Here is a 13,239-nt window from a genome sequence, read left to right as displayed (position 1 = left end):
TATTCGATTTGCTCAAACCCGAACGGGGGCGAGCACTCATGGACGTACTTGCAATCAGCGAGTCAAAACCCGTCCCCGTCTCAAGCCTCGCTGAGGAAGTAGCTGCAATCGAATACGAGTCAACGCCAGCAGAACTCAATAGTGCACAGCGTAAACGGGTCTACATTATTGAGCTGGCAAAACTCTTTGAGCCTGCATTCCAGCCTCGGATAGTCCAGCTTGGGATTAGGATGTGTAGTAGCTCGGGATGAACTCTCGGTCCGGAATTTCCTGCAGTCGATTTAGGGAGAGTTGATCAGCCTCGGCGAGGTCCCAGACGACGTCGAAGAACTCGGTGGCGGCCCTGACGAATGCGGTCCGCTCGGTGTAGACACCACACTCTGGGTTCCAGTGGTAGCTATTCTCCATGAAGTTGGCCGATCCGAGGAGGGCCGCGCCCTCGTGTGGTCCGCCGATGATATGCAACTTCCCGTGGATTCCGACCTCGCTGACTTGGCTCCGGTCTGTTTCGGGGGTAATCCTCTGGTGCTGTTTGAACCGCGAGTAGGTCCTGATAGACACCTGCTCACGGTTAGCGTCGAGGGGTTTCAACAGGTTATCCCGGAGTCGTTTCCACTCCCAGGGTTCCTTGGTGTGCCGTGTCAGGAATCGCAGTTCGTGCCCAGCCTCCAGTAGGCGGCGGAGTTGCGCCGCGTACTCGGCGAACGTATCGTCGTCGTACGGCGTCATGACACGCAGCACCTGCTGATCTAGGTTGGATTCGAGACCCCGACTGAACAGGCGATCCGTCATCGCAGTATACGAACGCAAGTCGCTCGGGCGCGACCCGTGCCACCGTCGAAGACGAGCTCGCTCCCGCCCGAGGCCACGGGAGTCACCGACGTACTCTTCCATGACTTCCTGACCGAGGGCGTCCGGGTCAATCAGCGTGAACGCGAAGTACGTCGGCGCGACCTGTCGGCTCTCGATTTCGCTGATCCGCGTCACGAGGTGTGCGTCCACATCCACTCCTTCAAGGGTGATGCTCGACTCCGCGAGCGTCTCGCGACGGGATGCGAATGTCTCACGCTCGTCGAGGAGGAACTCAACGTATCGGTCGTAGTGGCTGGTGCCGCCGACGACTGTTGGCACTTGGTCGAGAACCAGCACCTCGTCCTGCAGTTCACACTCGACACCGGGCACCGAATTAATCGCATTGAATGCTGGATAGAGCGACATGTCGAGTTGTGACGCGACGTACCGGGCGTGGACCCGGTCCAGTCGCTGAGCTACTACCATCGCGAAAAGGTCGATGATGGCCGGGGCCGTGTCCGACTCGGCGTGCTCTCGAACATCCTCAACCGTGATTTCCTCGCCGGAGGTTACGGTCACGTCCCCACCACCTGCCGTGAGCAAGTCGACGCTCCGGGCCGCGAGTCGGTCGTACTCCGCACGCGCCTCGTCTATGGCAGTACGTACGGCTTCGTAATCAAATCTCTCCGCGTCTGCATCCCCGAGCGTCGCGACAATCGCCTGTTCAGTCATTCCCCTGCCTCGTCGGCCGAGATGCTGCGCCGTAATCTCCTCGGCGACTTCGGCATCGAACCCAGAAAACGAGCGCAGGAGGCTCCGGTGGAGGCTAGCCCGAGCTGCCTCCTCGGAACCAATATCGTGGGCTTTGAGGCTCCGCTCGACTGCCTCGACTGACAGTTCGACGCCGTCGGGGAACATGCGGAGTAAATTGAACGATCCAAACACCGGTGTCAGAACCTCTATTTCGTGATTATCCCGAAGAAGCGTCTCATACTCCCGGCGAGGAACAATATCCTCGATCGCTAGACAGTCACGCAGGACGCGTCTGGTGGCCTCGGAATGGGTGGCGACGAGCGTTTGCAGCAGGGCCCGTGAATCGTTGCTCCGAAGGACAAGCGCACCGATCTCCGTCACCTCACCGTCCGCAACGAGGTTCACAGCTCTGAGGAATTCCCGGTGGAAATCGACGAGTATGTCACGCTCACGCTCTTGGTTTGTGGCCGCCAGCGCGAGCGTGTGGTACCCCTCAAGGGCATCTAACAGCGACTTGTCGGTTGCTACTGCGTCGAGCGCGGCGTACGTACTCTCAGGTGAGACGCCCCACAGCCTCTCCGGATTATCGATCGCCAGCGTTACGGCGAGGTCCTGTAGCAAGTCGTTACGCATCCTCACCCTCCGCGAGCGGTTCGAGACGCAGGCCGGCGTCGAGTAGTGACACTACCTCGCCCTTTGCGAAACTATCCGGGTCGTTGCGGTTGGTACATCCGTACTGATAGAGACAGAATGGGCACCCAGCCTCGCAGTCGCACTCGTATGTCTCCGCAATAATATCGGTCGCACGCTGGAAGTTGCTAGGGTTCTCACCATCCACGCCATCGGTCAGGAGAACGCTGATGCCGCTCCCCCCTTCGTCGCCGTCGTAGATGAATGTCCCGTCCTCCTCAATAGTCTCTGGAACCTTCCGGACACTAACACCACCGATGTACTGAAGTGCTGCACGAAGGCCATGCGCCAGGGTGTGCTCTAACTCCTCGGAGGCCATCGCGAGGCGGACGCCGGACGTCTCGAATTCAGTCGCCAAGCGGACTGCAGTCGAGTCGCTGGTGTCGTGCTCGGGATTTTGCAGGCAGTAGGCGGTTTCGTCGGTCCGAGCAATGACACCCGAGCAGTTGTTCCGGCCACAGACCTCAAAAACGGTCGGCAGGTAGTCCGACCCTCCGCCCGTGTAGGTGGCGAAGAACTGGGTTGCCGAGGATCGCATTCGGAGAGACCCGTGTTCGATCACCCCGACCCGCTCGCCGGCTTCGGTCACGATAGCGAATCGGCGACCCTCGGTGGAATCGAACGTGACGGCCTCTGTTTCAACAGGTGCGTAGGTGCTCTGTACCTCGGGGCCTTGAGATCGGTAGATTACCGACGGGGTGAGTGCACTACCGTCAGCACGGCGGTCGATTGGGAGGGAGGCCTGGTAAGCACGAACGCGCCGCGGGACGATTGTCTCGAGTTGCTCGAGCCGCCGGTCACAGTTCTCACACCGTGCGGTGTCAATATCGTACTCCTGACCGCACTGCCGACAGATTGCCGCGTCGGCAACCGACTCCTTGATCGCCTGGGTTTCGTGGGCGTCTTCGACGACCTCGGTCACAACGTAGGTCTCGTCGTCGTTGTGGAGGTAGGCGGCACCTGGATGGAGTTCTGAGAGGGCGATTCCGCGGTCTCGCTCGAGGGTGCTCTCGGTAGCGGGTTCGAACCCTTCACCGATGAGTTCGTAGCTGACGGTTGCCCCAACAGACCGGAGACTGAACGCCGCTTCGCTGTGCCGCGTGAGGAACTCGCCAAAATCCATTTGACCGAGTCGCGTGAGGAACTCGTCTAGTCGGGTCCGCCGGGAGCGGAGCCGATCCAGTTCCTCTCGCTCACTCGTCCCGTCGCCCTCATTCTGACGTCCGCGGCGACGACTCCGAGAGCTACGTCGGAGGTCGCTGATGCGGTCTTCGACGTGGTCGAGTTCCTCGAACAGTTCATCCTCGAAATCGACAAACCGGTCAACCAACTCCGCCTCGAACGCATCGATGGCCACGTCGACGAGATCCCGGTGCCTGTCGAGCATCGAGACGGTGGTACCGCTACACTCAGGGTCCGCACAGGGGCCCTCGTAGCCGGCGTCATGTTTGCGGCCACACGTCTCACAGGCGCTGTATCGGAGGAGGTCCTCGAGCCACCTCTCAATCGCTGCGCGCTCCGTATCGTCCGTTACGAGGTCCCGAAGCGCTTCCAGTGGCGATATCTCAGCGCCGGGTTGGAGTTGTTGGCAGGCGTTGGCGAGGAGTGTACTGAACGACACGATGTCGTTGGGACGTTCCTGTATATCTGTCCGTGAATGGATGTCTACGTCGTCATCGTAGACGAACAGGTCGTCCATAGCGCTCTCCTCGCGACGCCATGGAATCCACCTAGTCGACGCCGCCGCGTCAAGGACTGCCCAGATTAGTGACCGGTGGAGCACCTCGCGGTTGGCCTCGTTGAGAGGGACCGGCTGCGCAGCGGACTGGATTAACTCGCCGGGTTGACGGAAGTAGTAGTAGTCGATGGGGTTACGCTGACTCACAGAGTGCACGATCGAGGCCCCCGAGTCACGCCCTGCTCGGCCGACTCGTTGCAGGTAGGAGTTCGTGTTCGGAGGTGTCCCATAGAGGAGTAATGAGTCCAGGTCCCCGATATCGACGCCCACCTCCATGGCTGGACCCGATGAGAGGAAGTTCGGGTGTCGCCCCTCGCGAAACTGGTATTCGAGTCGACGCCGGTCCGACCGCTCGGTCTGCCCGAAGTAGGAGTCGCTCAGCAGCATCAGCGGGTCAGAGGCGTCGATTCGGTAGGCCACCCTGTCAAAGTGCGGGTGGGTGAACGTTGCCCGGTCCTGGTAGTCGGCCTCGAACGGGACGAGTTCGACATCGACGTTGCGGCAGGTCCGGTCGAATGTCGTGTAGAACCGCTCGGCTTCCGGGTCGTACTGAACGGGCGTCGTTGCATCCGTGAGGGTGAGTTCGACTACGTCGGGGCTGAGCGAGACAACCACGCTGCCGTCGGACTGTTCCTTCGCCAGAACACCCATGTCGACGAGTTCCTCAACGTGGTGGCCGGCGCCCTCGATTTCCTCAGCGAGCGTCGAAACGTAGCGAGTCCCCTGTGCGTGGAACGCGGCGAGCAGTTCGCGCTTTGTCTCGTCTAGTGTGTCGACATCGACGGCTAGTCTGACATCAACTAGCCCCCGGTTTGCGAGGTGAGGGGTCCGTCGTCGGTTGTTGTACTGCCCCGCGAGGACGCGGGCGACGACTTCAGCTCTGACGAACTGCTCGAACGACTCATCGTAGCGGGTTAGTCGGCGTTCAAGCGGCGACTGTTGCGTGTCAGCATCCGTCTCTAGAAGGGTTTCATATTCCTGGACAGCCGTCCAGACGCGATCGGCGGCCACGTCTAATGTGGTCCATCCCTCAGCTGCGTCGGCGATTGCGTGGATGACCTGCTGTGTGAAGAACAGATCCTCCTCCGGTTCCTCGAAGTCCCGGGCCAGTTCCTTCATATCGGACTGACTATCGGCGAAGGAGAGGAGTTTCGCCTCCTGGAACGTCTCGGGATTGTCCGGGTTCGTGATCGCTCGCAACTGGTACTGTGAGGAGGTGACTGCGGCGTTCCCGGGCCCTCGAAGCATCGACTCATATCGGTGGGTCTTGGAGTACGAGCGTCCCTTGTCATAGCAGGGGACCGCACCAGGGAAATCACTCGCATTACGGACCTGTCCGCGCTCGTCGACCATCTGGAAATTCTTGAACCCGGTGACTCGGGTGTTCGTATCGGGGTCATCACAGAAGCACTCCTTCCCAGGGAACAGCTCACGGCCGCAGGAGTTGCATTCTTCAACCCGATTGAGGTCGAACAGCGCCGTCCGGGCGAACCGACGCTTACCACAGTCACACGTGTTCGGCGGTTCACCGAGGTAGACCTCGTCGCAGTCGGTCCCGCTACACTGCCAACCGAGAAACCGCTTTGGCAGGAGTGCGCCGCCGCAGGTGCATCGCTCGCCGTCCGTTTCTGGGTAGGTTTCGTCGCACTCGACACAGTAGAGAGTGTCCTCGGCGAGTGGGTCGAGCGCCTCATGCGAGCAGGATTGGCACTCGTGTGCCCGCGTCGCCTGCTCTCGGCCGTCACAAGTTGGGTTCGTACACTCGTAGGCTTCCCGATCGACTGTTAGTGTCATCGGCGCACCAGTATTGCAGGTTGAACACTCTCGGACGCGGTCGAGTTGCTGGCGGTCGCCACACTCGCTGCAAGTGTAGAATGGTCGCCACAGCGTCCGAATCATCTCTGTCTCGCTCTCCGCGCCCGCGTCACACCGGCAAACCTGTGTATTGAAGTACTCAAACTGGCCCTGCTCGGAGGTAACAGTTAGCGGTTCGAGCCGCTCACAGGCCGGGCAGAACCAGGATTCGAGCGCCTCCTCGCCACAGTGGCTACAGTAGGCGAATTTGGTGACGAAGTGGTGATCGCACGACTGACACTGGCTCTGTGGCGTTCCGTACACCGTCGCGCAGTTCAGGCAGGTATAGTAGCCGTCTATCGGCCACGAGAACAGATGAACTCGGCTTTCGAGGACGCCGGCTAACCGGCCGATTGCAACGAAGTTCTCACGGACTGTCTCAGCAGTATCGGCGTCGACCGCGAGCGCGTCCTCAATGGTCTCGGTCAACTCTGCCGGCGTCTGGGCATCATCGTAAAGAGTCGCGTAGAGTGCCCTGATGATATCGAGGTCGTCGCCACTGTCGCTCAACAACCGTTCGTAGAGGCTCTCCTGGATTAGGGTCCGGACGGTTTCGGCATCAGTATCGGGTGGCAGATCGATGTCAACGAACTCTCTGAGGAACTGGCCGACTGGTCCAGGATCGTTTCCGTCGCCCAGCGCCTCGATGAACGCCGGTACGTCCAGTTTCTCCGTCCTGAACACGTCGGGAACCGCCGATGGAGTGGGCGCGTCGAGCGTCTGTGGGTCCTCCGTGACGACTGCGGTTTCCGGGTCGGTGAACGGGAGGACCCGATTGAAAATCGCCCGTCGATTCGCGACGGTCGCGCTCGCGCCGACCACCTGCAGGTCGTCGTCGTCGAGCGTCTCATGACCGCGCAGCGCCTGCCGGGCACGGATATACCGACGCATCAGCGTCGCGGTAAAGGCTCCGAACAGCTCGGCGTACTCGTGAATCTCATCGAACACGATGAATCGGGGTTCCTCGACGAAGACAGCCTGTTCATCAGCCTGGTTCACGTTGAATAGTCGGTAGTTAATCGTGTCCGGGTTGGTCAGGAGGATGTCGACCTCCTCCTCGACGACCTCGTCACGAGTGAGTCGGATGAAGTCGAGGTCGATCTCCGGCGCCTTGGGAGCGTTATGGTCGACACGGAACCGCTCATCTTCGGTTCGTTCGACGGTTAGTGAGGCATCACAGTGCTCACACGGGCACTCGAAGAACTGATAGGCCGTTTTGAGATATTCGTACTCGCTGGCGTCGTTGTTCGGCGTGTCACCGTCGAAGATGCCAATCGTGATTCGGTCGGCCCCCGTCCGGTTCCGATTGAGCTCGTATAAGTACTCGATGAGACGCTTCAACTGGTCCTGGGCGAGCGCTTTCGTTGGATACGTCAGGACACACTTGACGCTCTGGGGTGGGTGGTCAGGGTGTTCCCCAGCCTTGGCCTCCGTAATATACTGAAGAATCGGGATTAGCCAGCTCTCGGTCTTCCCCCGACCGGTTCCGGCAGTAACGAGTGTATGGTCACCCTCAATTACTGAGCGGATTGTTTCAGCTTGGAACTCGTAGAGGTACTCGAACCCGGCAGCGCGGAACGTCCGCATCACATCCTCATGGAGGCCAACGTCGTCAGCGAACGACTCCCAGTCGGGACCCCGTCGCGGTAGGTCAAGCGCCTGGAGATACGGCCCCCGCGTCCGCGTGAATTCTGTGACGGCCTCGTCAAGCGACGACCCCGGGTCGGTCTCCTCGTAGCGATCGATGACATCGCGGAGCACCCGTGGTTTGCCAGCCGCAACATAGTGTTCCGCGTAAGAGCGTTTGGTCAACTCCGCGAGGTCGATGGTGTCAAGATGTGAACTCATGTGTCGATGTCGGTGGTGTTGGTTGTCGTTTCTTCGCCGTTGCTGGTGTCGCCCGTGGACTCATTCTGCTCGACGCCTGTTTCGGAGGCTATCCCGCCATCCCCGACAACGGGATTTTCGCCCGCCTCTGCCGTGTCGAGCCGGTCGAACAGGCCCTCGCGGTCGAACGTACTGCCCCGGTTGTGGGTGTCGCAGCCGTACTGGTAGAGACACAGCGGACAGCCGTCCTCACAGTCACACTGGAAGTGTTTCTGGAGGAGTTCGATCGCCTGTCGGAGCGTGTCTTGGCCCCCGGGCCCGGCCTCGAACAGGAGGCGGGTGACTCCCGCACCACCCTCCTGTGCGTCGAAAAGGTCGACCACGCCGTCGCCATGGACCACCTCCGAGAGTTCCCGGATACTCACACCGCCGAGGTATTGGAGCGCTACCCGGAACCCGTGGACAAGCGTGTGGGCCTGGGCCGTGTCCGCGAGATCAACTCGGATACCCTCGGTCCCGTAACGGTAGCCGAGGCGAACCAGTTCGAAGCCGTCGTCGCCATTGGGTTGATGATCGGCATCGGCGCTGCAGCGGAGTTGCTCGTCCTCACTCTCGTAGACGATTCCAGTACAGTCGTCAGCACCACAGATTCTGAACGACGTCTCTTCGGCATCCATCTCGCCGGACTTGTACTTCGCCCGGTAACTGTCAGTGTGTAGGAGAACGTCGATGTCGCCGTACGTAACCTGACCGAGTTGGTCACCGTCTGGCCCGGTAAACTCGTGCGTGCGTCTGGCTTCGAACTCCAGGACGTCTGTCTGGCGCTCGGCATAGGTGTTCTGGATTGTCCCTGACTCTTCCCCGTACACCGCTCGGGCAGGGTCGCCCTCCGCAGTCATCCGGAGGTCCGAACGGTGAGCTCGAACTGACTCCGGTACAACGAGGCGTCGACGCTTCCACCCTGCCTCCTTACCACAGTCACAGGCCGCGTTCGGGTCTGTGGTCGCCGCCCCACACGCCTGACAGATGTACTCACCAGCCAACTCGTCGACCCCGCTCCCGCGGACGTGCTCGCGGAGTTCCGACGAGGCGAAGTCATCGGTCCGGAGACGAGAGACGACGTACACGTCACCCTGATCGAGGTAGGCAGCGCCGGGATGGAGTTCGCTAATCGCCATTCGCATCGACCGACCGTCGTCGTCGCCAGCGCTCCGGGACTCGTAGCCATCCTCGCCCTCGTCGACTAGTGTCAGACCGACGTTATTGGTGACTGACCGCATGTTGAATGCGTAGCGGCTCTGCCGTGATTCTCGGAGGAAGTCGAGGTATTCCATACTCTCAATCCGGTCGAGCCGGCCCTGTAGCGCCTGCTTGCGTTCCTCGAGGGCACTCCGTTCGGCTGCAATCTGGCGTCCCTCCTCGGTAGACGATGCCCGGCGCCGATCCCGTCGGAGGCTGTTCAGACGACGCTGGACCGTCTCCAGTTCGTCGTCGAGCCGGTCACGGTAAGCAGCGTACTGGGTAATAAATCGCTCCTCGAACCCGTTGACAGCCTCTTCAGCGAGATGGCCAAAGTCCGCCTGTGCACTACGAATCTCCCCTGTGCAATCGGGTTCATCACACGACCCGTCGACATCGTCGTGGTCGTACTTGCGACTGCAGGCCTCGCAGTAGCCGTGGTCAAGTAAGGTCTCGAGATGGCCTTTGATTTCACGACGGTAGTCGTGGACGAGCGTCCCGAGGGCAGCTAACTTCGAGTTCCGCGATTCCAGCCCGAGCTCCTTCGTCCGGGCCGACATGACGTGCGTGAACTTTGCGGCATCGTCGTCGGTCGTGGGCTGTCGGCGGTCGAACTCGTCACCACCAGAGACCGACTTGTAGGGACCGTACCCGTCTACTTCCCAGGGGACCACGAAGTTGGCTGCGACGTAGTCGAGGACGCCCCACGTTAGTGAGACCCGGAGCACCTCCTCGTTGTACTCCTTGAGCGGGACAGGTTGTGGGTCGGCGGCCATCAGGTCGTTCGGTTGCTCGTAATAGTAGTAATCAATGGGGTTGCGCTGACTCACAGAGTGCACGAGCGAGGCGTTCGAACTCCGACCTGCTCGCCCGATTCGCTGGAGGTAGGCGTTCATGTTAGGTGGCGTCCCGTACAGCAAGAGTGCGTCGAGCTCTCCGATATCGACCCCGAGTTCCATTGTCGGGCCTGAGGAGAGGAAATGTGGGTGGTTCCCCTCACGGAACAGGTATTCCAGTTCCCGTCGCTCTTTCTTGTCAGTTAGCCCGTGGTAGACCTGGCTGACCAGCACGCGGGCCCGGGAGTAAGTCGTCCGATAGGCCCGTGAACTGAACCTCGGGTGGGTCGGGTCGGCCTGCTCGGCCAGCGTCGTTTCGAAGGGGACACCGTCGCCGCTGGTTGCGCCGAACTGCGCCTCGAGCGTCTGCTCGAAGCGGCTCGTCCTGGGCAGATAACGGAGCCCATCGTCCTCACCGGCCAGCGTTACCTCCAGCGCCCCTGGCGCAAGAGTCACGTAGTCGTTGTCGAGGGTCAATACCCCGTCCGCGTTGAGGCTCCCGACAAGGTCCTGAACGCTCGCATCTGGACTCGGTGGAGAAATGTCGTCGATCGCCCCACCGCCCCCGCGGTCGATAACCGCCCGTAGGACCGCGCGCTCATCTTCTCCAAGAGCGTCGCGAGTCTCCGGAGTCAGCCGCACGTCGACGAGGCCGTCATCGGCTAGTGCGCCCTCGAACTCACCGTAGCGCTGACTGTACGGGTGCGGGTAGAGCCGTCGACGGAGGCGGTCCCGGATCGCCTCGCGGGGGTCCATATGTCGGCGTGCTGTATCGACTAGTTCTGTCGTCAGGTCGAACGTCAGCCCCTGCACGTTCTGTGGCGGCGAGAGTTCCTCGCTGAGGGCGTCGAGTCGAGCGAGCGCCCCTTCGATTACTGTGTCCGCTGTCGTCCAGGGGCCATGCTCACGAAGGCTCTCGACTAGTGTCTGGTCTAATACTGTCGCCACCTCCGGTTCAGTGAAATCACGGTCCAATTCCTTCATGTCACGATGCGAGTCGGCGAACGAGAGGAGTTTCGCCGCCTCGTATCCTTCCTCGTCGGCGACGCGGCGGAGCATATACTGGCTGGTCGTTGCCGCCAGATTACCCGGGCCCCGAATCAGTTCGTCGTATCGATTGTTTGGATTGTAGTTGAGCCCCTGATGAGTGCAGGGAGCGACCGCTGAGATACTACTAACGGCCCTCACGCCGCCGTCCGGTTGGAGTGTCTGGTACGCCCGGTGAGCACCTTCGCGAGTCCGTTGCTTGGCGTCCTCGCAATCGCAGGCCGGGCCCTCAACGGCACTCGTCCCACAGGCCTCACAGTAGGTGTCCGTAAATACCTCGAACAGGCCCGCCCGGGCGAACGTGTATGACCCACAGGGGCAGGTGTCCGGCGGAGTGTCGAAAAACTCGCGGTTGCACTCGTCGTTTCGACAGACCCATGGAACGAACCGTGTCTGGAGTAGGCGTCGGCCACATTCGCATCCGTCGGTTGGGGCACTGTCGTACGACCGCCCACAGGCCGGACAATCGACGGGGCCGTTCCCAGTAAGGGGTCGCTGATTGTCCCCACAGGTGGGACAGTCGGATTCGTAGGAGCGGGTCGTCTCACACGTGGGGTTCGGGCACTGGTATTGATCCGGCGTGAGGTGGACCATGTCGGTTGTGCAATCCGGACAATCCGCAGCTGTTGTCCGGGTGTTACGTGTCTCGCAGGCCGTACATTCTAGCGTGGGCTGGAAGGTCACGCGGAGGCTCTGGATTTCTTCTTCGCGCGCAACCAGACACCGCTGACAGGCGTGACTATCGTCCCACTGGTGCTCACCTTCCTCGCTTGGCACGTACGGTTCCAGTTGCTCGCAGGCTGGGCAGTACCACGCAATTAGTGCCTCGTCGTCACATCGACTACAGTGGGCGCTCCGGGTGACGAACCCGTAATCGCAGGCCGCACACGTTTCCCTTGGTGCCGAGTACACCGCATCACAGGCAGCACAGGAGTAGAATCCGTCAACCGGCCAGGAGAACAGGTGCGTCCGGTTCTCAAGCAGGCCGGAGAACGTCCCGAGGGCGACGAAGTTATCCAGTAGCCGGTCCGCGTCGTCGGTCGGGAGATCGAACTCATCAGCTAGCCAAGCTCGGAACGCGTCGTACTGCCTTGGCTCCTCTCGAAGTTCTCCGTGGACCTTCTGGACCAGCGAGACGACTGAGTCACGTTCCCCGGCGTCCTTCTCAGTGGTGAAATGGTCGAACAGTTCGTCTGCCAGCATATCGAGGAGCCGGTCGTCGTCGTAGGTCTCGGCGTCCACGTCGAACTCGATGCCCTCAAGCAGCGGAGGCGTTCGGCGCCCCCGTGCGAACGCGAAGAAGTCCGATTCGGAGAGTGTCGTCTCGACGAATGCCGGAGGAACGGCCGTCTCGTCGGGCCGGTTGAGCGTTCGTGGCTGCTCGTCAACGTGCGCGACCTCTCGAGCGCCGCTAATCCGTCGGAACAGTTCCACGTCGTTCTCTACGGTCGCGCTGCTCGCGATTACCTGCAGCGGGTCGCAGTCCCGATCGGCCCGGAGTGCCCGTAACCGCTTCGTCAGCGTGGCGGTGTAGCTCCCGAACAGGCCGTCGTAGGTGTGTACCTCGTCAAAGACGAGGAATTCCGGGTCGTAGACGAAGGCTTCGTGCTCGTCAGGGGCATTAACATTCACGAGTTTCATGTTGATTGTGTCGGGGTTCGTCAGGAGGATGTCTACCCCTTCCGTGAGGATGGCGTTCTTGGTCAAGCGGATGAAGTCCAGTGGCACGTCGTCAGTACACTGGCGCTTCTCCGGACGAAGTTCGTAGGCCTGACCGCCGTGGTGGACGTGTACGCCCTGGCCACAGTTCCGGCACTTCTCGAGATCGTCATTCGCCCCCGGACAGTCGAAGTATTTGAACGAGGACTGGAGGTAACCCTGTGCCTTCGACCCGACGTTGGTAGGCGTGTCGCCGTCGTAGATGCCGATAGTAATCTGTTGGTTCGACGGCCACTGCTCGTTGATTTGGTATAGGTACTGTACCAGTCGCTTGAACTGGTCCTGTGCGAGCGCTTTTGTTGGATAAATTAGCGTCGCCGTTGTTCCGTCGGCCTCGCCGCGGCGCTTCTTTTCGAGGATACGGTCTAGGATGGGGAGGAGCCAGGCCTCTGTCTTCCCACGCCCGGTCGCTGCCGTCACGACGGTATCGTGGCCCTCGCTAATGGCCTCGACGCTTCGTTCCTGGAAATCGTAGAGGCGCCTGAAGCCGAGGTCTGAGAACGCCTTCTTTATTAGCGGATTCAATCCCACACGTGAGGCGAACGACTCCCAAGACTCGTCGCTCCAGTTCGGGATATCGAGTGCCTGAAGGTACGGCCCACGAATGTTCACCAGATTCTGGTTCTCCGTCGGCGTGCGGGCCTGCCGGTTGGCGACGCTCCGGGCCGCTGGCCCCACTCGCCCGATGAAGTGGTTCCTGTAGGCGTCAACAGCGTCGGTCGCCCGGCGAGCGGGGTCTTCCAT

Annotated in this window: 4 protein-coding genes; 1 reads left to right on the top strand and 3 read right to left on the bottom strand. The window is 60.9% G+C overall.

What is annotated here, in order from left to right; translation table 11 throughout:
* The first annotated feature begins 38 nt into the window (after positions 1-38).
* Complete coding sequence (locus GJ631_RS01685) at positions 39-251, top strand: hypothetical protein (RefSeq protein WP_197424710.1); 213 nt, start codon at positions 39-41, stop codon at positions 249-251.
* Here the strand turns inward: GJ631_RS01685 and GJ631_RS01680 are convergent.
* The 3 genes from GJ631_RS01680 to GJ631_RS01670 are packed head-to-tail and all read right to left on the bottom strand — an operon-like array spanning position 226 to position 13,239.
* A complete protein-coding gene (locus GJ631_RS01680) occupies positions 226-2,178 on the bottom strand; it encodes a MoaD/ThiS family protein (protein WP_156707490.1) in 1,953 nt (650 codons plus the stop codon). The genes GJ631_RS01685 and GJ631_RS01680 overlap by 26 nt on opposite strands.
* Complete coding sequence (locus GJ631_RS01675; RefSeq protein ID WP_156707489.1) at positions 2,171-7,675, bottom strand: DEAD/DEAH box helicase; 5,505 nt, start codon at positions 7,673-7,675, stop codon at positions 2,171-2,173. Before GJ631_RS01675 ends, GJ631_RS01680 begins: the two co-directional genes overlap by 8 nt.
* Positions 7,672-13,239: a DEAD/DEAH box helicase gene (locus GJ631_RS01670; protein ID WP_156707488.1), complete on the bottom strand. Its 5,568-nt coding sequence runs from the start codon at positions 13,237-13,239 to the stop codon at positions 7,672-7,674. Before GJ631_RS01670 ends, GJ631_RS01675 begins: the two co-directional genes overlap by 4 nt.

Source organism: Natronomonas sp. CBA1123 (genome assembly GCF_009741925.1).
Lineage (GTDB): Archaea > Halobacteriota > Halobacteria > Halobacteriales > Haloarculaceae > Natronomonas.
Note: the sequence above shows the minus strand (reverse complement) of the source record. Positions and strands in the feature narration are given on the sequence as shown.